Source organism: Novosphingobium sp. SG919 (assembly GCF_012932495.1).
Taxonomy (GTDB): Bacteria; Pseudomonadota; Alphaproteobacteria; order Sphingomonadales; family Sphingomonadaceae; genus Novosphingobium; species Novosphingobium rhizosphaerae.
In genome coordinates this window covers 1-21,273 of record NZ_JABCNG010000001.1, presented here as the reverse complement: position 1 = coordinate 21,273, position 21,273 = coordinate 1, and the positions used below count along the sequence as shown (strand labels likewise).

General features: G+C 65.2%; 16 protein-coding genes, 1 tRNA gene and 1 CRISPR repeat array. Of the genes, 4 read left to right on the top strand and 13 right to left on the bottom strand.

Features of this window, described 5'->3' with window-relative positions; translation table 11 throughout:
• Positions 1-213 precede the first annotated feature (213 nt).
• On the top strand, positions 214-2,871 hold the full coding sequence (locus FHT19_RS00085) for a M1 family metallopeptidase (RefSeq protein ID WP_169473181.1): 2,658 nt from the start codon (positions 214-216) through the stop codon (positions 2,869-2,871).
• A gap of 106 nt (positions 2,872-2,977) precedes the next feature.
• Here the strand turns inward: FHT19_RS00085 and FHT19_RS00080 are convergent, their stop codons facing one another.
• From FHT19_RS00080 to FHT19_RS00065, 4 genes are all read right to left on the bottom strand, one after another.
• Positions 2,978-3,802 (bottom strand): cytochrome c oxidase subunit 3, encoded by an 825-nt coding sequence (locus tag FHT19_RS00080; RefSeq protein ID WP_168553779.1) that lies wholly within the window; start codon positions 3,800-3,802, stop codon positions 2,978-2,980.
• A gap of 107 nt (positions 3,803-3,909) precedes the next feature.
• Complete coding sequence (locus FHT19_RS00075; RefSeq protein ID WP_169473179.1) at positions 3,910-4,464, bottom strand: cytochrome c oxidase assembly protein; 555 nt, start codon at positions 4,462-4,464, stop codon at positions 3,910-3,912.
• 43 nt (positions 4,465-4,507) lie between these two features.
• The gene (locus FHT19_RS00070) at positions 4,508-4,696 is read right to left on the bottom strand and encodes a hypothetical protein (protein ID WP_210425592.1); all 189 of its coding nucleotides are present in this window, start codon (positions 4,694-4,696) and stop codon (positions 4,508-4,510) included.
• 16 nt (positions 4,697-4,712) lie between these two features.
• Complete coding sequence (locus FHT19_RS00065) at positions 4,713-5,630, bottom strand: heme o synthase (protein WP_168553776.1); 918 nt, start codon at positions 5,628-5,630, stop codon at positions 4,713-4,715.
• Positions 5,631-5,848: 218 nt separating this feature from the next.
• Between FHT19_RS00065 and FHT19_RS00060 the strand changes: the two genes are divergently transcribed.
• The gene (locus tag FHT19_RS00060; protein ID WP_168553775.1) at positions 5,849-6,421 is read left to right on the top strand and encodes a ferritin-like domain-containing protein; all 573 of its coding nucleotides are present in this window, start codon (positions 5,849-5,851) and stop codon (positions 6,419-6,421) included.
• Positions 6,422-6,556: 135 nt separating this feature from the next.
• Here FHT19_RS00060 and FHT19_RS00055 read toward each other — a convergent pair whose 3' ends face one another.
• The gene (locus tag FHT19_RS00055; RefSeq protein ID WP_169473177.1) at positions 6,557-7,165 is read right to left on the bottom strand and encodes a TetR/AcrR family transcriptional regulator; all 609 of its coding nucleotides are present in this window, start codon (positions 7,163-7,165) and stop codon (positions 6,557-6,559) included.
• Positions 7,166-7,264: 99 nt separating this feature from the next.
• Here FHT19_RS00055 and FHT19_RS00050 point away from each other — a divergent pair, with 99 nt between their 5' ends.
• On the top strand, positions 7,265-8,959 hold the full coding sequence (locus FHT19_RS00050; protein WP_169473175.1) for an acyl-CoA dehydrogenase family protein: 1,695 nt from the start codon (positions 7,265-7,267) through the stop codon (positions 8,957-8,959).
• 494 nt (positions 8,960-9,453) lie between these two features.
• Positions 9,454-12,265: a CRISPR direct-repeat array (repeat unit 32 nt; unit sequence GTTTCGACCCACGCCCCCGCGCAGGGGGCGAC).
• Positions 12,266-12,468: 203 nt separating this feature from the next.
• Here the strand turns inward: FHT19_RS00050 and cas2 are convergent.
• The 7 genes from cas2 to FHT19_RS00015 all read right to left on the bottom strand — a co-directional run bounded on the left by cas2 (position 12,469) and on the right by FHT19_RS00015 (position 20,576).
• Entirely contained in the window at positions 12,469-12,759 is a 291-nt protein-coding gene (gene cas2 / locus FHT19_RS00045; protein WP_169473173.1) for a CRISPR-associated endonuclease Cas2, read from the bottom strand.
• A 2-nt stretch (positions 12,760-12,761) separates the two neighbouring features.
• Positions 12,762-13,802 carry a type I-C CRISPR-associated endonuclease Cas1c gene (gene cas1c / locus FHT19_RS00040; RefSeq protein ID WP_169473171.1) on the bottom strand — a complete coding sequence of 347 codons (1,041 nt, stop codon included), beginning with the start codon at positions 13,800-13,802 and terminating at the stop codon, positions 12,762-12,764.
• A gap of 3 nt (positions 13,803-13,805) precedes the next feature.
• The gene (gene cas4 / locus FHT19_RS00035; protein WP_169473169.1) at positions 13,806-14,468 is read right to left on the bottom strand and encodes a CRISPR-associated protein Cas4; all 663 of its coding nucleotides are present in this window, start codon (positions 14,466-14,468) and stop codon (positions 13,806-13,808) included.
• Between the two features lie 220 nt (positions 14,469-14,688).
• On the bottom strand, positions 14,689-15,621 hold the full coding sequence (gene cas7c, locus FHT19_RS00030) for a type I-C CRISPR-associated protein Cas7/Csd2 (RefSeq protein WP_169473167.1): 933 nt from the start codon (positions 15,619-15,621) through the stop codon (positions 14,689-14,691).
• Entirely contained in the window at positions 15,618-17,456 is a 1,839-nt protein-coding gene (cas8c, locus tag FHT19_RS00025; protein WP_169473165.1) for a type I-C CRISPR-associated protein Cas8c/Csd1, read from the bottom strand. Before cas8c ends, cas7c begins: the two co-directional genes overlap by 4 nt.
• Positions 17,453-18,124 carry a type I-C CRISPR-associated protein Cas5c gene (cas5c, locus tag FHT19_RS00020; protein ID WP_169473163.1) on the bottom strand — a complete coding sequence of 224 codons (672 nt, stop codon included), beginning with the start codon at positions 18,122-18,124 and terminating at the stop codon, positions 17,453-17,455. Before cas5c ends, cas8c begins: the two co-directional genes overlap by 4 nt.
• Before the next feature lie 133 nt (positions 18,125-18,257).
• Positions 18,258-20,576, bottom strand: coding sequence for a CRISPR-associated endonuclease Cas3'' (locus FHT19_RS00015; RefSeq protein ID WP_169473161.1), 2,319 nt, complete (start codon positions 20,574-20,576; stop codon positions 18,258-18,260).
• A 258-nt stretch (positions 20,577-20,834) separates the two neighbouring features.
• Between FHT19_RS00015 and FHT19_RS00010 the strand changes: the two genes are divergently transcribed.
• Positions 20,835-21,062: a hypothetical protein gene (locus FHT19_RS00010; RefSeq protein ID WP_169473151.1), complete on the top strand. Its 228-nt coding sequence runs from the start codon at positions 20,835-20,837 to the stop codon at positions 21,060-21,062.
• 116 nt (positions 21,063-21,178) lie between these two features.
• On the opposite strand, the gene FHT19_RS00005 is transcribed toward FHT19_RS00010, so the two are convergent.
• Positions 21,179-21,255, bottom strand: a tRNA-Met gene (locus FHT19_RS00005).
• Positions 21,256-21,273 lie beyond the last annotated feature (18 nt).

Below are 21,273 nucleotides of genomic sequence, written 5' to 3'. Positions count from 1 at the left end.
CACAGCGACGATTTACTCTGGCGTTCTGTTTTGCGCCGCACCGCACCTGCCCCCTCCGACAGCCCTGCGGGCTGCCACCTCCCCCGCGTGGCGGGGGAGGATCTGGGCAATGCCGTTGGCAGATCGTTGCCTGCGGTTCGTCGAAACCGGTTGCCCCTGCAACAAAGCGCGCGCAAGCACGCGGGCATGCTCTTTTTCGCGTGAAAGGATCCCATGCGCGCTCTGCTTCTTGCTGCCACCATGCTGGCGGGTACTCTTGCCGCTACGCCAGCGCTCGCCGCTCCCGAGGCGAAGGCCATTCCCGCCGCTGCAGGCACCATGCCGGTAGGCAAGCTGGGCAACGCAGTGGTGCCAAAGGCCTATCGCCTCGATTTCACGCTCGATCCGGCCCAGCCGCGCTTTTCTGGCCATGCCGAGATCGACGTGACCGTGAACGAGGGCGGCCGTTATGTGTGGATGCACGGGCTAAACCTGGGGGTGAAGCGTGTGGTTGCCAAAGTGGGCGGCAAGACCATTGCCGGCACGTTCAGCCAAGCCGATGATACCGGCGTGGCGCTCGTCACGTTTGCACAGGGCCTTCCTGCCGGGCCGGCAACGCTGGTGTTCGATTATGACGCCGGCTTCAACGATGGCCCCACCGGCCTGTTCCGCGTCCACGTGGGCGACCAGTGGTATAGCTGGAGCCAGTTCGAATCGATCGATGCGCGCGGTGCCTTCCCGTCGTTCGACCAGCCCGGCTTCAAGACGCCTTATACCGTGACGATCACCACGCCCGCCGGCCAGCGCGCGGTGAGCAATGCGCCCGAAGTGGCGACCGAGACCCGTGGCAACCAGACCGTGCACCGCTTTGCCCAAACCCTGCCGCTGCCCAGCTATCTGGTGGCGGTGATGGCTGGGCCGTTCGTGAGCGTGGACGGCACCGTGCCGGCCACGCCCCAGCGCGCCACCCCGCTGCCGTTGCGGGTCGTGTCCACCCGGCCCAATGCCGAGAAACTGACTTTCGCGCTGGAAGGCACCAAGGGCATCGTCAGCCATCTGGAGAACTATTTCGGCCAGGCCTTCCCCTTCCCCAAGCTCGACCAGATCACCGCGCCGATCATGCCGGGCGCGATGGAAAACGCCGGGGCCGATCTTTACGAGGATTCGCTCCTCGTGCTCGATGACAAGGCCTCCACGTCGCAAAAGCGCAATTTCGGCATGGTCGTGGCGCACGAGCTGGCCCACCAATGGTTTGGCGACATGGTCAGCCCGGCCTGGTGGGACGATATCTGGCTGAACGAAAGCTTTGCCAACTGGATGGGCTTCCGCATCGGCAACGAATGGCGGCCCGATCTCAACATCGGCGCCGGCGCGCTGGAAGAAGGCTTTGCCGCGATGCGCACCGATGCCCTGCTCGTTGGCCGGCCGATCCACCAGCCGATCACGCGTAACAGCCAGATCGATGCCGCGTTTGACACGATCACCTATGGCAAGGGCGGCCACGTCGTATCGATGATCGCCGCGTTCATGGGCGATACCAAGTTCCGCGATGGCGTGCGCGGCTACATGGCCAAGCACAAGTACGGCAATGCCAGCACCGCCGATTTCTTTGGCGCCATGGCCGATGCTGCCGGCGATCCGCGTATCCTGCCCGCGATGCAAAGCTTTACCGACCAGCAGGGCGTGCCACTCGTCACCTTCGCGCCGGCGGGCCAGGGCAAGTGGACGGTGACGCAAAGCCGCTATGCGCGACTGGGCACCCAGGCGCCGACCCAAACCTGGGGCGTGCCGCTGTGCCTGCGCCAGGGCGACGCCCGCGCCTGCCAGTTGCTGGTGGACAAGACCGCCACGGTCTCGATTGCCGGGACCGGCGCGCTGGTGCCCAATGCCGGCGGCACCGGCTATTACCGCTTCGAATTGCCCGCCGCGCAGTGGGACAGCCTGATCGCCCAAGGGGCCAGCTTGCCCGGCGGCGAAGCGCTGGCCACGATCGACAGCCTGGAAGCGAGCTTCATGGCCGGCCGTGCCACCCCGGCCCAACTGGTGGCCGCCGCGCGCAGCTTTGCGGCCAATCTCGACAGCTATGCCAGCGATGGCGCCACCGGCCAGTTGATCGCGTTCGATACCCAGGGCCTGTTGACGCCTGCCGCGCACGATGGACTGCGCCGCCTGGTGGGCGAAGTGCGCGCTCCCCAACTGGCCAAGCTGGGCTTCGATCCGCGCGCAGGCGCCCATGCCGGCGACGATCCCGATACGCAGCAACGCCGCGTGGCGCTGGTGGCCGAACTGGCCGACACCGCCGAAGATGCTGCGCTCAACACCAAGCTGGCGGGCGCGGTGGATGCCATGCTGGCGGGCGATGCCAAGGCGCTCGATCCTGCCTTCTACAACAGCGCGTTCAAGGCCTGGCTCAAGCCGCATGGACTGGCCGGCGCCAAGACGCTGATGGAGAAGGCGCTGTCTTCGGAAGACCCGGTGCTGCGCCCGGCCCTGCTCCGCGCCGTGGGGCGCAGCAACGATCCGGCCGTGGCCAAGTGGTTGGTCGAGGACTTTTCCGACAAGCGCCTGCGCCTTTCGGAAAAGCTGATGGGCATTTCGCTGGCCATCGCTTCCCCCAAGACGGCGGATCAGGCCTTTGCCTGGGCCGATGCGCATCTCGACAGCTTGTTGTCGAGCGGCGGCGGCATTTTCCTGGCACGCAGCCTGCCGCAGGTGGTGAGCGGGTTCTGTTCGGCCGACAAGGCCAAGGCGATTGTTGCGTGGCGGCCCCGCTTTGCCAACAACTCGGGTGCGCTGGAACTCGATCGCGCGATCGAGCGGGTGCAGGACTGCGCCGTGCTCAAGGACCAGCGCGCGGCCGGGCTGTCTGCCGAACTCGCCGCTGTGAAGTAATGGTCGAGCGGGGAGGCCAGCCGGCCTTCCCCCGCAGCCAAAAAAAAGGGGCGCCTTCCTCATCTGGAAGGCGCCCCTTTTTTAGGCGGTGCGGAAAAGCAGTGGCTTATTCGACCACCGCGCCCCAGTTGCCCCACACGTAGATTGCCACGAACAGGAACAGCCACACCACGTCGACGAAGTGCCAGTACCAGGCCGCCGCTTCCAGGCCGAAATGCTGGCGCGGGGTGAATTCGCCGCGTTCGGCGCGGATCCAGCACACGATCAGGAAGATCGTGCCGATGATCACGTGGAACCCGTGGAAGCCGGTGGCCATGAAGAAGGCCGAACCATAGGTGTTCTGGCCAAAGCCGAAGGGCGCGTGGACGTATTCGTAGGCCTGGATCGAGGTGAACAGCAGGCCAAGCAGGATCGTGGCAGCAAGGCCCTGCTTGAGGCTCTTGCGATCGCCGTGGATCAACGCGTGGTGCGCCCAGGTGAGCGTGGTGCCCGAGCACAGCAGGATCAGCGTGTTGAGCAGCGGCAGGTCGAACGCGTTGATCACCGCCTCGATCGCCTTGGGCGGCCAGACGCCACCGATCACGTCGGTGTTGATCTTGCTGGGGAACAGCGAGAAATCGAAGAACGCCCAGAACCAACCGACGAAGAACATCACTTCCGAAGCGATGAACAGGATCATGCCATAGCGCTGGTGCAACTGCACCACCGGGGTATGATCGCCGGCGTGGGCTTCCTTGATCACCTTGCCCCACCAGGAAAACATGGTGAGGATCACGCCGAGCAGGCCCAGCAGCATGATCTGCGTGCCGCCGGTGATCTTGTGCATGAACAGCACGCCGCCACTGGTCATCACCAGGGCGGACAAAGCCCCCATCAGTGGCCAGATATCAGGCGGCAGGATGTGATAATCGTGGTTCTTGGCACCGGCCATGATCGTCTACTTCCCCCAAGGCTTGCCTGGCATCCTCGCCATTTGCGCAGCGGGAGCCAATTTTGTGATGGTTGCAACGTCTATCGGCCTGCGCACTGCCGGTCCAGTCAATTTGCGGCCTTGTTGAACGTATAGCTCAGCGTGATTTCCGGCACGTTGCGCGTGTTCGCGTCATCCAGCATAGCGGGGTCTACGTAGTAGACCACCGGCATGCGCACTTCCTGTCCAGGCATAAGCTTTTGATAGTTGAAGCAAAAGCACTGGATCTTGTGGAAATAGGCGCCGGTCTGCTCGGGCGTCACGTTGAACACCGCGCGGCCCACGATCGGTGAGTCGGAATTGTTGCGTGCGGTGAAGAAGGCGATCTTGCGCTCGCCGATTCGCCCGTCCTGGGTCACCTGTTCGGGCTTGAACGTCCAGGGCAGGCCCGGTGCGACATTGGCGTCGAAGCGGATGGTGATCGGGCGCAGCGTGGCCTTGACCGCCGCCGCCTGCGCCGCGGTGGCGCGCTGGGTGGTGCCGGCAAAGCCGGTGGCCTGGCAGAACATGCGGTAAAGCGGCACGGCCGCATAGCCCAGCCCCAGCATCCCCAGCGCCACGCCTGCCGCGATGGCTGCCACCTTGCGATTGGCACGGGCGGTTTTCTCGATTGCCGCTGCCATCGTCATTCTCCCGTTATGGAGCCTTCAGGCCCGCGTCATGGCTTCAGGCATGGCTCGCGCCGGCCGGCCGCTGCGCCGATTGGCGATGTTCCGCCTGCACGCCCAGCTTGACGATGGTGATGGCAAAGAACAGCACGACCAGCGCACCCAGCAGCACGCCCAGCGCACGGTTGCGCGCCTTTTGCCGGTTGCGAAAAGCCTTGAGATCAAATTGTTCCGGGTCTTTGCCCACGTCTCGTCCTCTCCCGTCAGGCCCACCCATGGAGCCCGGCAAACCGATCCAGCACCAGCGCGGCGAACAATGCAAACAGATAGAGCACCGAATAGGCAAACAGCCGCTTTTCCGGCTTCATCGTGTCGTTCGGCACACTCTGGCGCAGCCCCACGCGCAGCGCCAACGCCAGGAAGCCCAAGCCCAGCAGCGCCGCCGCCACGCCGAACACCAGCCCTGTACCACCCAGCGCCCAGGGCACCAGGCTGAGCGGCACCAAGAGCAGCGTGTAGAGCAGGATCTGCCGCCGCGTCACCCGTTCGCCGGCCACCACCGGCAGCATCGGGATGCCGACCTTGGCGTAGTCGGTCTGGACGAACAGGGCGAGTGCCCAGAAGTGTGGCGGCGTCCAGAAAAAGATGATCAGGAACAGCACCACCGGCATCCAGGTGATGTGCCCGGTCACGGCCACCCACCCGATCAACGGCGGAAAGGCCCCGGCCCCACCGCCAATCACGATGTTCTGCGGCGTGCGCGGCTTGAGCCACACGGTATAGACCCACGCATAATAAAAGATCGAGACGGCCAGGATCGCGGCGGCCAGCCATCCGATCGCCAGGCCCATGACCACGACCGAGCCGCCCGACAGGGCAAAGCCGAAATCGCGCGCCGATTCGCGCTCCATCCGGCCTGCGGGCACCGGCCGCTTGGCCGTCCGCTTCATCCCCGCGTCCAGATCGGCTTCCCACCACTGGTTGAGCGCGGCGGCACCGCCCGCGCCCACGGCAATGCACAGGATCGCGGCAAAGCCCAGCACCGGATGAATCTCTCCGGGCGCGGCCAACAAGCCGCACAGGCCGGTAAAGATCACCAGCGTCATCACGCGCGGCTTGGTCAGCGCAAAGAAATCGCGCCAGTCTGCGGGCATGCGCAGCGGAGTCGTCACAAGGTCCATCGTGAGGGGGCTATAGCAGTCCCGCTCATGAGGGGAAGGCAATCCGAACGGCGACGGACCGGATTACCCGGCAGAGCGATCGCGCGGGCGGCATTGATCCGCATGCCGCAAACGCCCTGGCCCCAAAGGTGCATTGGAACCGCAAGGCAGCCCGATCATTTGCCCGATGACACGGCATGGCCCCGCGCGCATGCCGCCCCATTGCAGGAGCATGTTCCATGGCCACCGCCAGCATTGCCAAGCCGACGACCCCGCCCGAAGCCACGTTCACCGACACCGCAACGCTGCGTGCGCAGGCCCGCAAGCATATCGACCAGGGGCCCGTGACCCAGTCCTTCCCCAAGGACCGCGAGGTGATCATCGCCCAGTTGAACAAGGCGCTGGCCACCGAATGGGTCTGCGTGCTGCGCTACATGCGCCACTACTATACCGCCGACGGCCTGGTTTCCGAACCGATCAAGGCCCATTTCCTTGAGCACGCCAACGAAGAACGCGCCCATGCCGACAAGCTGGCCGAGCGTATCGTGCAGCTTGGCGGCGAGCCCGACCTCGATCCCGCCACGCTGACCCAGCGCAGCCACGCCGAATACCAGGTGGGCAAGACGCTCAAGGACATGGTCAAGGAAGACCTGATCGCCGAGCGCATTGCCGTCGAGGCCTATCGCGAGTTGATCGCCTATGTCGGCGATCGCGATTCCACCACCCGGATCATGCTCGAAGGCATCCTGGCCCAGGAAGAAGACCACGCCGACGAATTCCGTGATCTGCTGGAAGGCTGGCAGGGCGAATAACTGCTTCGCCGCCCACAGCATTTCCCCTGTATCGGCGCGCGTGGGCCCGGATAAGCCCGGTCGCACGCGCGCCTAAAGCTCTGGCTGGGCTGCTACTACCGCCCCAGACCACCGCGTGCCATGATCGCGCGATCGTCAGGCCCCTTCGGCCGCATGGCCTTCCGTCAGCCGCGCATGGAGGCGCAGCACCATGCCCTTGCGCTCGGCCAATGGCAGATCGGTGCGCTGGGCCACATAGCGCAGCAAGGCATAGGCCTGGTGCGCGCGCCAGGCGGCATCCTCCTGACCAAGGCCAAGGCTGGCGAACAAGTCCGCCAGATAGGCCGTGCGCGCGTCGTCCACCGCCGCCACCGCCGTGCGCGCTGCGTCCGACCGGCGCGCCCAGCCCATGATTGCCAGTTCGAGATCGGCAGCGCGAGCGGCAGCCTGCGAATGAAACGGCAGTTCCATCAAGCGCAGGATGCGCAGCCGCACGTCGGGCTCCTCGCGGACCAGGCGGTCCTGCACCGCCAGTGTCGACCGCGCCTGCCATTCTTCCAGAACCGCTGCCAGCAAGGCACTTCGATCCTTGAAATGCCAATAGAAACTGCCCTTTGACGCGCCCAGGTCCACGGCCAGCTTTTCCACCCGCACCTGCTCCACGCTGCTGTTGGCCATCACGCTGATCGCGGCCGCGATCCAGTCTGACCGCGTGAGGCGCTTGGCGGCAGGCGGGTTTGGGTGCGGGGGCGCGGCTTGCGTCATGCCCTGGGCTTAGGCCGACGGCAGCAGCGCGTCCAGAACCGGTCTTGACCGGGGCGTCGCGCCTCACCATACGGTAGCGTATTGAGAGAGGAAACGCCGATGTCCTACGCCGCCGCTGCCGGTACGATCGTTGCCCAGATCCTGGCGCTGCCGGAATTTGCCCGCGTCCAGGCGCTGTTTCCCGATACCGGGCTGGATGAAGCGACCTTGGCCGAAATCGTTGGCGGCGCGGCCGATCTGGCCGAAGGCGTGATCGCCCCGTTCAACCTGCAGGCAGACCGCGCGGGATGCACGCTCGACCAGGGCCGCGTCGGACTTGCCCCTGGCCACCATGCGGCCTGGCAGGCCTTTGTCGAAGGGGGCTGGCCCACGCTCGAAGGCGCCACCGAATGGGGCGGCGCGGGCTTGCCGATGCTGGTCCATTCGGCGTGCGAGGAATTGTTCAACCGCGCCTCACCGGCGTTCGGCATGCTGCCCACGCCGATGCGCTGCGCCACCAAAGTGATCGAGCGCTATGCGGCGCCGGCACTGCGCGCGGAATGGGCGCCGCGCCTGGTGGATGGGAGTTGGGCCGCCACGATCTGCATTTCCGAACCAGATGCCGGGTCCGACGTGCCGCGCCTGCGCACCATGGCCGCGCCGCACGAAGATGGCACCTGGCGGGTGACGGGGGAAAAGATCTGGATCAGCTATGGCGACCATGATCTCACCCCGCGCATCGCCCACATGGTCCTGGCGCGCACGCCCGAAGGCGGGCCGGGCTCGGCCGGGCTCAGCCTGTTTCTGGTGCCGTCCGATATCGACGGCGCGCGCAACGCCGTGATCGTGAGGCGGATCGAGGAAAAGCTTGGCCTGCATGGCTCGCCCACCTGCGCGATGGGCTTCGACGGGGCGATCGGCCACCTCATCGGCACGCCGGGGCGCGGGCTGGCGCAATTGTTCACGATGATCATCGGCATGCGCCTGTCGGTCGGAAGTCAGGGTGCAGGCATTGCCGGCGCGGCGACGGCCCTCGCCTGGCGCTATGCCGCCGAACGTCGCCAGGGTGGCAAGGCCGACGCGCCGCCAGTCACTATCGACCGGCACGGCGATGTACAGCGCATGTTGCTCTCGCTTGCGGCGCGGGCGGAAGTCACGCGCGGGCTCGTGCTCACCGCATCGGCCGTGTCAGATCTTCAGGCGCGCGAACCGGACGAAGCGGCCCGATCGCAAGCTGGCCTGTTGCTGTCGTGGCTGCTTCCGATCACCAAGAACTTTGCAGCCGAAGCAGCCAGTCTCTGCGCCAGCGAAGCGATCCAGGTTCTGGGCGGCGCGGGCTACACGCGCGAATGGCCGGCGGAGCAATACTTGCGCGATGCCCGCGTCCTGGCGATCTACGAAGGCACCAGCGGCATGCAGGCGCTCGACCTCGTGTTGCGGCGCGTGCTGGGCGACGAAGGCCGCGCCTACCACGCATTCCTCACCCGCGCGCGGGCAGACGCGGCTCAGCTGGGCAACAACGCGCTGGGCGAACTGCTGGACATGCTGGAGCAAGCCACCGCCGGCCTCGACAAGACCAAAGGCGTCATCGTCGCCTATCCGTTCCTGCAATTGGCTTCGCTTGCCACGACCGGCTGGATCGCCGCGCGCCTGGCGGCTTTGTCCGGCACGCCGATCCACGATCATCTCGCCGCGCTTGGCCGCCATTGGTTGCTGATGGCAAAGGCACAAGCGCTGAGCGAGGCAGCCTTGGTCGCCCACGGAAGCGATCTAGTGTCCGCCTACCCCCACGTCGACCCAACGCAGCTAGGCTGAACGCCCAAAGCCCACGCGCGAGTGGGAGGGGTATGGGGAGGGGCTGTTGTGAAGCTGCGCGAGTGCTGGACGCAACGAAGCCCCGAGGCGTTAGCGACGGGGCTTCGTGAGACTATGGTTGCCGGGGCAGGATTTGAACAGCCATCTACAAATACACAAGTACTTAATTTTCCTAAATAATATTGGCACAATGTTAGGCGACACCCCTGATTTTACCCCCAATATTGCTTAGATCGATGTGATACCCAAGATGCGCGACGAACTGCTGGCGGGCAACACAGACACTGGACAACCTCTGTTTCGCAGCAGCTAGATGCGATGCTACCCTCGGCAACGGTGATGTGCGCACGATGACGGTGATCGCGATGAGCGATGCCAAAATCTCGCGATATGAAACGCTGATGGTCGTTCAGCACGGCGAGCTTCGGGTGACCGATCAATTGATCACGTCCCTATGCCGTACCTCGCCGATCAAGAAATCAGACGGCCCAGGCCTGCACATCGTCGCCATGGCCAAGGGGGCGACACAGGAGAGCGCTGTCCAAAATCAGTCGGCTGATGTTTCGACCCACGCCCCCGCGCAGGGGGCGACGGCGTGGCCGATCCTTGAGCCTGCAACGCCGCTGTTTCGACCCACGCCCCCGCGCAGGGGGCGACTCAAGAACATGCTGGTCTATATTCCCAAGGGGAAGTTTCGACCCACGCCCCCGCGCAGGGGGCGACCATTGAGCACCACGGCGCCGACCATGCCGTTGACCGTTTCGACCCACGCCCCCGCGCAGGGGGCGACGACACCGGTGCCGCCGGAACTGGCGACAGACGTGTTTCGACCCACGCCCCCGCGCAGGGGGCGACCCGGCTGCGCGTGGACTGCCGCACATGGCTGGCTGGTTTCGACCCACGCCCCCGCGCAGGGGGCGACAGGGCGGCAACATGCGGTTCACCCCCGGTGAGTGGTTTCGACCCACGCCCCCGCGCAGGGGGCGACCCGGTCGCCTGCGCGGAGCTGTTTCGCGTCGCGAAGTTTCGACCCACGCCCCCGCGCAGGGGGCGACCACGCATGATGATTTCCATTGCTTCCGGCGTGCTGTTTCGACCCACGCCCCCGCGCAGGGGGCGACCTGTCAATCACAGGCTTTCTGGGCGCCGACTTCACGTTTCGACCCACGCCCCCGCGCAGGGGGCGACGTGTTCTGCGCGTCACTGGCAGATGTGTTCGACAATGTTTCGACCCACGCCCCCGCGCAGGGGGCGACCGCTTGCGGCGGTCCGCGTCATCGCGTCGCAGGTGTTTCGACCCACGCCCCCGCGCAGGGGGCGACGCGGATCGGTCAGCGTACCGAAGCCGATATCGAAGTTTCGACCCACGCCCCCGCGCAGGGGGCGACGATAGCGCCGCCCTTTCCACTGGAAGTCGTAGTGGTTTCGACCCACGCCCCCGCGCAGGGGGCGACCTGCCAGCCCGTCATCGTCCATGTCGATCAGGCGGTTTCGACCCACGCCCCCGCGCAGGGGGCGACGATTTCGCCATCAATGCGTCCGTATTGCAGTGCTTGTTTCGACCCACGCCCCCGCGCAGGGGGCGACCGGCGGAATTTCGTCGTCCAAATCGTCCGCAAACGTTTCGACCCACGCCCCCGCGCAGGGGGCGACTCTGCCGATAGTCTTCCAGGGCCTTCTGCTCGGGGTTTCGACCCACGCCCCCGCGCAGGGGGCGACAGGCCACCCGCTGGAACTCCACCGCCGTGGCATTGGTTTCGACCCACGCCCCCGCGCAGGGGGCGACGCTTGGCCGTCATCGTCAGATCTCCTCGTGGTAGTTTCGACCCACGCCCCCGCGCAGGGGGCGACGGCCCAGCCGGAGGGTTTGCCCTGCTCGCTAGACGTTTCGACCCACGCCCCCGCGCAGGGGGCGACGGGTGTCGATGTTGACGCTGTAGCCATAGGCACGGTTTCGACCCACGCCCCCGCGCAGGGGGCGACACCCAGACACGGCGCTTGATTACCAACATGCCTGTTTCGACCCACGCCCCCGCGCAGGGGGCGACAACAGCGACAGTGCCATCCTTCATTTTGGCAATGGTTTCGACCCACGCCCCCGCGCAGGGGGCGACCTTCACCCGGGGCGCCGTGTAGTAGAGCCGCTTACGGTTTCGACCCACGCCCCCGCGCAGGGGGCGACTAGGGCAGGCTGTTCCAGGCCGTGGTGCCATTGCCGTTTCGACCCACGCCCCCGCGCAGGGGGCGACCTTGGCCATGGTGGCGGTCACTGCCGCTTGTCTCGTTTCGACCCACGCCCCCGCGCAGGGGGCGACAGGGCAGCGGCGTGCTTGCTGGGCGTCTCAGCCATGTTTCGACCCACGCCCCCGCGCAGGGGGCGACCACACGCATTCGCGTCAAGTTGCGAACGCCCAAGTTTCGACCCACGCCCCCGCGCAGGGGGCGACACGCCACTTCGATCACGCGGATTCCTCCACCGTGTTTCGACCCACGCCCCCGCGCAGGGGGCGACGAGCCAATACCCCTCAAGCACGCGATAGCCGCGCGTTTCGACCCACGCCCCCGCGCAGGGGGCGACGCGCGCCCAGATCGAGGAAACGAAACATGCGACCGTTTCGACCCACGCCCCCGCGCAGGGGGCGACAATCGGCCCTGCTCTGCCAGGGAGCAGCAGTCGTGTTTCGACCCACGCCCCCGCGCAGGGGGCGACCTCGCCCCGCTTCCGCGCATGGTGGACGAGGCGCTGTTTCGACCCACGCCCCCGCGCAGGGGGCGACCACAATGCGCAGCGGATCCCTTCCCCGGATCTCGTTTCGACCCACGCCCCCGCGCAGGGGGCGACCATCGTATTCGGGACGCTACCATACCGTCGAAGTGTTTCGACCCACGCCCCCGCGCAGGGGGCGACTACGGGAAGTTGTTGAGCAGGACGCCCTTCACCGGTTTCGACCCACGCCCCCGCGCAGGGGGCGACGGTGGACGCCAACGGCGAGACGTACTAGCGAGGTGTTTCGACCCACGCCCCCGCGCAGGGGGCGACGACAGGTACGTGTAGACGAGTTGCTTCCAGTCGGTGTTTCGACCCACGCCCCCGCGCAGGGGGCGACTCGAGTTCGGCGGCGACACAGGATTTTCCGATGCGGTTTCGACCCACGCCCCCGCGCAGGGGGCGACCGCTGCGCACGATGGAGACGCTGCCTGACGACGTGTTTCGACCCACGCCCCCGCGCAGGGGGCGACTGCGGGGCTTCAGCAGGTATGGCAGCGTGTCGGCGTTTCGACCCACGCCCCCGCGCAGGGGGCGACTGGGTTTGTGTTACACGATGAGAATGAACAGGAAAATCACCATCGTCCGCGAACCAAGTCGCTTGACGACGCCGAAGCGGCCAGTTGTCAGTAACAGCAAAAACTATGACATCGTTTCAGCAACATGATTTTCCGCGAACCTACCGGAATTTCGGGAACAGCTACAGGTTCGCGCAGATGCCCGAGACTGCCCCGTCCGCCTTTCAAAACAGCAGCGGCCCATCCAGATCAAGCGCGGGCTTGGCACCGATATGTTCCACCCGGCGCTTGCCGGCCGCGCCGAGCTGATAGAAGCGCAAGCTGTCTTTCTCCGGCACGATTTCGCGGGCCAGGGCGGCTTTCAGGCCCGCCCATTGCGCCGGGTTCACCTCACACTCAAACACGGAATTCTGCACCCGCTGACCAAAATCCTGGCATGCCTTAGCCACCCGGCGCAAGCGCCGCTTGCCGGCCGTGTCCTGGGTATTCACGTCATATGTAATCAGAACCAGCATGCCTATTTCCAGATGAAGGGCGGATAGCCATCCAGATCGCCGCGCAAGTGGCGGGCCAGCAATTGTGCCTGCACGTGCGCGATCAGCCCGATCGACACAACCTCGCCCACGAAGGGATGGCGCAGCTCTTCCTTCTTGCGGTGCTGCCAGGCGACCAGCACCGCCTTGCGCGCATCGTCCGTCATGCGCACCGCGCCGCTTTCCTCCACAATGAAATCGCGCGCGGCGAGCTGGCGGCGATTGATCAGGCTGAGCGCGACGCGATCGGCCAGAACCGGGCGTATCTCTTCCATCAGGTCGAGCGCCAGGCTGGCACGCCCCGGGCGATCGGCATGGAGCAGGCCAACCTGCGGATCGAGCCCCACACCTTCCAGCGCCGATCGGCAATCATGGCCCAGCATGGCGTAGAGGAACGAGAGCAAGGCATTGACCCGGTCGAGCGGCGGCCGACGCGATCGGCCGGTGAAGGCAAAGGCCGGATCGTCATGGCGGATCAGATGCGGCATGGCGGCGAAATAGATTCGCGCGCAATCCCCTTCCACTCCGCGCAGTTCCGCAATGTCAGCCGCCGCCAGCGTGCGCCGGGCCGCGTGGGACAATTGCAGGGCAGCGGCCTGAAGCGCATCCTTGTGAGTTGCCGCCAGCGTCGCCGCATGATCGCGCAGCGCACGCATGATCACGGTGCGCTGGTTCGCGGCCTTACCCGCCACGATGCCGCGCACCACCGGAACGGCGCGCGCCGGATCATCGGCAATCCGGTATTGCGCCCGCCGCAACAACACGTTGCCGCTGCGCTGCCCTTCCACCCGGGCCAGAAATCGACCGTTGGGCTGAAGGAACGAGAGCGCGATGCCCTTTTCCGCACAGGCCGCCATGGCGCCGGGCGAAACGCCCGCCCGGTTGAAGCACACCAGCCCTTCCAGCATATGCAGCGGCACGCGGCCCTTTTCTGCCCCCTCGATCTCTATCACGATGTTCTCGCGGTCCTTGCGCAGCCAGGCATCTTCGCTGGTCACATAGATCGTGTTGAGCAGCCGCCGCATGGTTCACTCCTGCCCCAAGCTCGTGTTGATCTGCGCCGCCAGCCAAGCAGCAACCTTGCGCGGCTTTTCCAGGGCACCCGGCGCGCACAGATCCTGCAGCGAGCACTTGCGGCATCCCGGCTGAAGATGCGGGGGCGGCGTTGTGCCCGCGCCGATCATGGCATTTGCCTGGCGCGCCACATCGGCGGTCAGGGCGCGCAGTTCGGCATCGAAATCCACCACCAGGCGCCGCCGGGTCTCGCCATAGAACAGCGCCCCTTCGGGCACCGGAAGGCCCAGCATTTCCTCAAGACAGATGGCCTGCGCGCAAAGCTGCACTTCATCGGCACGATGGGCCTTGGGCCGGCCGCGCTTGTATTCCACCGGGAAAATCGCTGCGTCCGGCCCCGTGCCGTGGAATTCCACGGCATCAGCCCTGCCCGCCACGCCCAGCGCGAACGAACGGATCGCCAGCCCGCGCACGGTGCGCACACCAGCGCGCCGATCTGGCCCGCCGCTGTCCACGCGCTCGTGCAGCAGCCGCCCTTCGGCCGTAGCGCCATCTTCAGCCCACATCTGCTCCACATGGATCAGCGCGCATTGGCGCGGGCAGAACAGATAGTGCTGCAAGGCCGAAAGCGGGATCAGGCGGTCTTCCGCAGCCGGATCAAGCTCAATTCTTGACATAGACACCTACTTCCTTATAGCTCCCAGGTGCTATCCGAGGTGACCGACATGCGAAAACGGGGTTGGAGATTGAAAATCTCGATTGGCAGTTTTGTCGTGAAGGTTGAGTGGGAGCCTCCATAGCGCACGTTGTCGTCCACAATCTGGGGACGTGGATTGAAATCTTATTGCTCCGTAGATGGAGTATGTGGGCTTCGGAATAACAATCCGAAGCCCATTTTCACCGCTCGATGACATCCACGCCCTGCGGCAGATCGGCGCGATCGATCGACACGCGATAGTCGGACCAGTGGCGCGCGGGCGGCAGGTTGCCAGTGCCCTCGCTGCCGATCACATAAGGCCGCCCCTGATACATCCGCTCCACCGTTACCCGGTCGAACAGGCTTTGCGCGCGGGCATTGCCCAGCGCGCTGGCATGGCGGAACAGGATCAGCTTGCGCGTGGCCATTTCCCCACGCGCGGCAGAGCGATCATGGTCGAACATCTGATCGAGCGCCTGCCACAGCAATTCCAGGTCATCCTCAGAAAAGCCCGTGCCCTTGGTCGGATGCGAGGCCAGCGGCGCCGAGACATAGCCATGTGCGCGATACAGGCCATACGGCACGATATGCTTGCGCCCCATGGTGCGCCCGCCTTTGGCCTCGGCATCGGCCTCGGTCGTGGCGGCCATGCGGGTGATCGACACTTCCAGCGGCAGGATCGGCTCCACCGAGCGCGCGAACGAGAACTGCACTGGCCCGCGCACCTGCCCGGCATTCACCCCGGTGGACATGACCGCGCCGAACGTGCGGATGTCCCAGAAATTGGCGCACATCCATTGCGTCAGGTCGCGTGCCTTGGCCTTGTCCTTGGGGCCTTCCTTGAGCGTCTTGTCGTCCTTCACCTCGGGCAAGACAGCGGCCCAGGCTTTCTTGTGCTGGTTGTTGAGCGTGGCGCCTTCGCTCATATAGATTTCCAGGCCGGGTTTCTCTTCGCCGACGAGCGCCACATAGTTGCGCACCTTGCGCTTGAGCGCCACATCGGACACCAGCCCCTGGTTGGTTTCCGGATCGAGCCGGGGCATGTTGCCGGCATCGGGATCGCCATTGGGATTGCCGTTCGTCACATCGAAGAACAGGACGAACTCATAACGGTTGCTAACGGGCGTGCTCATCCCTCATCCCCCTCTTGGCCGGCAACGGATTCCTCGTTCGCCAGGCTGATTTCCTCGCCCTTGTCGCTCTTCAACTTGGCACTGCGCTGGTGGTAATAGCCGATGGCGAATTCGGCCTGATCCTCCAGCCGCAGCGACCGGGGCAGGCTGTGCGGCTGCGCCGGTTCGATCTGGTTGATGATCGCGTTCAATTCCTGCTCGATCAGAAAGGCCCAGCCTGCCGATTTGGGCGTCTTGCGCGCCTTGGCCAGGTGGTTTTGCCCATGGGCGATCACCAGCGGAAATACCGTGGCGGGCGTGGCAGCGGCGCTGGCGAAATACTTGTCGCGCATGGTCGCCTTCACCCCGCGCCCCAGCGCGGCCACTTGCGCCAGTTCATAGACGGCAAACAACCGGCCCAACAGATAGCCGATGTTGCGATGCTCTCGATCAAGCGCCACAGGCACTTCTCCTTTTGCGGAAATGGCGTGATGCGGGTGGGATGTGCGCCGCGCGCGGACGAGAACGGCGCGCAGCACCGCCGCATGCCAGCCGATGTTGGCCGTCTCCCCGGCGCGCAGGCGCGTGATCACGGCGGCGAGCAGGCTTTGCGGATAGCGCGTGCCGGTCAGCACCGCGCGCATCACTTCGCCGGCGAGCAGGGGCGGGATATTCTTGTAATCGCCTTGCAACGCGGTGGTCTGTGCCAACAGGCGGTTGACAGCAGGCGCCCCACTCCAGTTCAGCGGCCGAGGCTCGACACGCAGATCGTTGAAGTGAGAGGCAAGATTGGCCGCGAAAACCCCGAAATCGTCGGTCAGCCAGAACCGCACCGAAAGCCGAGCGGCATTGGGCGAAAGGCCCAGCACATGAAACCGCGTGCCCTGCTCGATCCCGGGCCGCAATTCCGCCAGCGCACGCCCCTGGGCAATGGCCTCCATCACCTCGGCAATTTTGCGCGCTTCTTCGGCATCCTCGGGCGGGTCGAGCGCGCCGCCGAACAGCGCCTCGGCATCCTCTGCCGCCTGGGCATCGCTGGCATCGGCCCAGAACACCACGGTGGCATCGCCGATCGGGCGCTTCACCCGGTTGGGGCCACCGCGCGTGAGCAGGTGGTTGAGCGCCGTGCCATAGCGGAACGCGGCCGCTTCGCTGGTTGGCGCATTGGCGCCCTGCTCCTTACCCAGCGAGGTGAAGGCATCGAGATTGAACGAGACAAGCGCGGCGCCAGAAGATTGCGCGTTTTCAACACCCTTGATCGTGGGATGCAGCCGGGCCAGCGAACCGCGCCCGCCAGTGACGAGGCAAAAAATTCCGTCCCCCTCGCCAGCCGCTGCCGCGCCCGTGCCAACTAGGGCCTGCGCCGCCGGCCGCTGATGAATATAGCCCATTTCGCCCTGCAAGCGGAACAAGACATTGGCATCCAGCATCTCGGCCTTGAACGGCGCTGCATCAAAACGCTCGGGCGTCCACCGTTCCAGAAAACGCAGTAGCGCCACCAAGCCTTCATCCGTCTGCCCGGCCAGCCGTTCCTGATGGTGCTTTACAAAGGCCGCATGTTCCTGCGCCGTGCGCCTGCCCTCGCCCGCCGTGCGGCCCAGGACATAGGCGGTCTTGTCCCACAGGAAATTCGGCGCGATGCCCACGGTGCGCTTGATCGCAGCCGGCACGGAATGCAGCGTGGGCCGCGCTTTCTTGCCCGAAACATCGTGCAGATCGTAAACATCCACCGGCGCGCCATCGGCATCGATCACGATACACCAGCCGAACTTTTCCGGGCTCCACCCCGGCGCCGTCACTTCGCCCCGCGCAGCCAGCCTGTGATAGTATCCATCCAGCGCCTGCAGCATGGTCATCGCGCCGATCCTTGCGCCAGGCAGGCCTGCACATCGATCACCCCATCGTGCATCACCGCGCGGAAAAAGCGCGAGGTGTTGCCATGATCGAAATCGATATCGTGCAGCATCCAGCCGAAATCTTGATCGCGCTTGTCCGGTGCCAGTTCGCACGGCGGCAGGGCGGCCCCGTCCGGCACGAGCGCAAATTCCGCCGCGAATTCGCGCGTGCCCAGGCAGGGGCGGTGAAAGCACTGCCCCTGCTCGGCCCGGCGGTTGAACATGGAAATATGCTTGGCCGCGCTGTCTTCCGGCCCGGCGCGGTCGGTCAGGGTGAAATGCGCCTCGATCACATAGGCCACATCGACCAGCGCCAAGGTGGCGCGCTGCTGGCGGTTTTCATCCACCGCCAGCCCCAACCCCTGCGTGGTGCCGCGCTCCATCGCGCTGGCGGCATTGCGCGCGCTGGCCTTGGCGCCCACCTCGTTGCGCCGGAACGACTGGAACCGGATGGGCCGCAGCACATGGATGCGATCGACATGCCAGCGGATCGCCGGCTTCCAGTGGATCGCCTCCAGAATGCCGCGCGCCGCCGAAGGCGTGATCACGTCATAGCTGACGCGCTCCACCTTGAGTTCGGGGCGCGTGAAGCACGCCCGCTCACCCCAGACATGCAGCCGAATCCCCATATGCCCCCTTTGCGCCTCGATACATTCGTTATGAATATAACGGGGCAATCGTTCTTTACCCTATCTGCATAAGCAAATGACATGATTGATTATAATCATTCAAGGCACACTATAAAATATCCATTTTGGAACTTCAAAAGACATTCGTTTCCGCAGCGCGCCAGACCGGATCGTCCAGCCGCAGGCCGATGCGCGCATCATAAAGCGCCCGGTTTTCCAGCACGGCAAAGCGATCGCCATAGTCTTCCGGCCGGATGCATTGCACCGCGCCCAGCGCGATCATCTCAGCCCGCACCCGCGCGGGCACGGGCACGACATATTGCTGCAACAGCCGCGACAAGCCCGCCGGCGGAACTGGCGCGTGATACAGCGCATGTACGGCGTCTTCGGCCGCATCGTCGAACCGAACGATGATCGGGTCCATCACATCATCGATCATGCGAAAGGCCCGGGCCACATCGGCAAAAGGCCAGGCCTGCCCGCGCCCGCCCAACCGCAGCATTTCGACAATGGAATAGACCACCCCGTCCAGCCGCCCAGCATCGAGCGCGGCATAGCCCTTGCGGAAATAGAGTTCCTCATAATAGGCACGCACCGCATCAAGGCCCAATGGATCGTCCAGCCCGCGACGCAAGACCGTGCGCGCCGGGGCATAGAACGCCTCGATCATCCGGGGCGTGGCGTGATCGGCGGATTCGAACAGCACCACCTTGCCGAACGCTTCACCCAGGGCGCCCAGTTCCCCGCTGCGGTTGCAGCGCCCGGCGGCCTGCGCCACGCTGAACAGCCCGGCCGCCGCGCGCCACACTTCGGGAAAGCTGATGTCCACCCCCGCCTCGATCAGGCTGGTGGAAACCAGCCGCACCGGGCGCTGCTGCTGCAAATCGTGGCGCAGCCGGGCGAGAACTTCCCGCCGATGGCGCGCGCACATCAGCGTGGTCAGATGGGCTGCGCCCTGCTGCCCTTCTGCATGCAGGCGGGCAAACAGCGCCTGGGCATGGGCGCGGCTGTTGACCACGCACAGCATCTGCGGCGCCTGGGCAAAGCGGGCGGCGATCTCTTCGTCGGCCACGGGCGCCTTGCGCCACGCCACCGCCACGCGGCGCAGGCGGCGATAGAGGTCTGCCGGATCGGGCGCCAGTTCGCGTTCCTCGGGAATATCCAGGCCATCGGCGGATTTGTCGGTGCGCAGGGGCAGCGCGCCATCCTCTATCCGCAAGGCGGGTTGGGTGGCCGTGCACAGGATCACGCTGGCGCCATAGTTGCGGGCCAGTTCCTCGATCGCGGCCATGCATGGGCGCAGCAGGTGCACGGGGATGGATTGCGCCTCGTCCAGCACGATCACGCTTTGGGCCAGATTGTGCAGCTTGCGCGCCTGGCTGGTGCGGGCGGCGAACAGGCTTTCAAAGAACTGTACCGCCGTGGTCACCACCACTGGCGCATCCCAGTTTTCCGCGTCCAGCCGCAGCTTGGCAAGGCCGCCCGCGCCTTCCCCATCCTCGTCATCGCTGCGTGGGCGGCGCTGATCCCAGTCGAAGCTGGCGTGATGCTCTAGCACGGCATCGGCCAGGCCCACGTCGTCGCGAAAGATCGCCGCCGTCTGCTCGATGATCGAAGTGAAGGGAATGACATAGACGATCCGGCGCAGGCCGTGGCGCGCCGCGTGTTCCATCGCAAAACTGAGCGAGATCAACGTCTTGCCACCGCCGGTTGGCACCGTCAGGGTAAACAGGCCAGGCTCCAGTTCAGCCTTGGCATTGGCATGGTCGAGAATGCGCGAACGCAGTTTGTTGACTTCGCTGTCGGCACGACGATGCCGGGCCAGGAACGTCCGCAACTGCTCAAGATGCGTCGGCTGCAAGCAACCACCGCGCCGCGGCGAATTGCCATTCGCGTAAAACGTCTCGGTTTCAAGGAAATCCGCATCAACCAGGCTGGAAAACAGCATGCGGGTGAGAAAGGGAGCACTGAACCCTTTGTCGATCGTATTGGCGCGAAGCATGGGCGCCGCGGCTTTCAGTGTGGCGGCGTCGGGCAGGCCAGCCACATGCGCTTGCCAGCCGGCATAGTTTTCGACTGCCTTCGACAGCCGGGTTGACAAGGTCCTGCCCTCTTCACCGCTGCCGTTCATCAACCCACTGTGATGGCCCGCAATGCCAAAGCCCAAGATGCGCCCATAGCCCTCGCCATAGATGTTGCAGGCTTCCCGCGCGCCGGCGGTGCTGTGATCCGGCCCTTTTGGCCCCCCGCTGTTGGCCGGACGCCGAATATAGGCCTGGTACGCCGCCGAACACTTGCCGATGTCATGTAGCAGGCCCATCGCGCGCGCCATGACTCCAGCGCCAAACCAAGTCGCAAAACCCTCGGCCCGGTGTCCAACTGCCGATAAATGATGCTCCAGAGGTTCCCAGTTTGCCTCTCGCTCGCCCTGTTTCGAATGCGCGTAGGTCATCAACATTCTTGCCTCAGAGGTTGATCTGGACTTTGTTAATGTATTTCATTTTTTACAGCTAAAACCCGCCTTACAAAAAGTGATAGTGAACGTTGGTATGGACCGATACGGCCCGGCGGGAGCACCGCCGAGAAGAGCTGCGTTGTGGCAGAGATATGGATTTGTAACGCGTCGTCCCAGTCACATACCTCAATACGCAAGCCTGGTCTCGAATGCGAGCAGCCTCAGCCTGCCCAGGTATGAATGGGACCTACGCGGATGATCGAAGCCGTTGGTGTACTGCCTGCAATTGGCTTCGCTTGCACGACCGGCTGGATCGCCGCGCGCCTGGCGGCCTTATCGGGCACGCCGACCCACGATCACCTCGCCGCGCTGGGCCGCCATTGGTTGCTGATGGCGAAGGCGCAAGCGCTGAGCGAGGCAGCCTTGGTCGCCCAAGGAAGCGATCTGGTGTCCGCCTTCCCCGCGTCGACCCGACGCAGCTAGGCTGAACGCCCAAAGCCTCACCCGTTCACGGGAAGGGTTGTTGGTCCTGCGCATGCGCCAGACGCAGCAAAGCCGCCTCGTTGTGAGAGGCGGCTGAGATGTTGTGAGTGTGTAAGTGGTTGCGGGGGCAGGATTTGAACCTGCGACCTTCAGGTTATGAGCCTGACGAGCTACCGGGCTGCTCCACCCCGCGATGTTAGCAACAAAGCCC

Coding starts and splice junctions, on each gene's coding strand:
- FHT19_RS00080 (WP_168553779.1), bottom strand. CDS start 3,802: ATGGCCGGTGCCAAGAACCACGATTATCACATCCTGCCGCCTGATATC.
- FHT19_RS00010 (WP_169473151.1), top strand. CDS start 20,835: ATGATCGAAGCCGTTGGTGTACTGCCTGCAATTGGCTTCGCTTGCACG.
- cas2 (WP_169473173.1), bottom strand. CDS start 12,759: ATGCTGGTTCTGATTACATATGACGTGAATACCCAGGACACGGCCGGC.
- FHT19_RS00050 (WP_169473175.1), top strand. CDS start 7,265: ATGTCCTACGCCGCCGCTGCCGGTACGATCGTTGCCCAGATCCTGGCG.
- FHT19_RS00015 (WP_169473161.1), bottom strand. CDS start 20,576: ATGACCTACGCGCATTCGAAACAGGGCGAGCGAGAGGCAAACTGGGAA.
- cas7c (WP_169473167.1), bottom strand. CDS start 15,621: ATGAGCACGCCCGTTAGCAACCGTTATGAGTTCGTCCTGTTCTTCGAT.
- FHT19_RS00055 (WP_169473177.1), bottom strand. CDS start 7,165: ATGACGCAAGCCGCGCCCCCGCACCCAAACCCGCCTGCCGCCAAGCGC.
- FHT19_RS00065 (WP_168553776.1), bottom strand. CDS start 5,630: ATGGACCTTGTGACGACTCCGCTGCGCATGCCCGCAGACTGGCGCGAT.
- cas4 (WP_169473169.1), bottom strand. CDS start 14,468: ATGTCAAGAATTGAGCTTGATCCGGCTGCGGAAGACCGCCTGATCCCG.
- cas5c (WP_169473163.1), bottom strand. CDS start 18,124: ATGGGGATTCGGCTGCATGTCTGGGGTGAGCGGGCGTGCTTCACGCGC.
- FHT19_RS00085 (WP_169473181.1), top strand. CDS start 214: ATGCGCGCTCTGCTTCTTGCTGCCACCATGCTGGCGGGTACTCTTGCC.
- FHT19_RS00075 (WP_169473179.1), bottom strand. CDS start 4,464: ATGGCAGCGGCAATCGAGAAAACCGCCCGTGCCAATCGCAAGGTGGCA.
- cas1c (WP_169473171.1), bottom strand. CDS start 13,802: ATGCGGCGGCTGCTCAACACGATCTATGTGACCAGCGAAGATGCCTGG.
- cas8c (WP_169473165.1), bottom strand. CDS start 17,456: ATGACCATGCTGCAGGCGCTGGATGGATACTATCACAGGCTGGCTGCG.
- FHT19_RS00060 (WP_168553775.1), top strand. CDS start 5,849: ATGGCCACCGCCAGCATTGCCAAGCCGACGACCCCGCCCGAAGCCACG.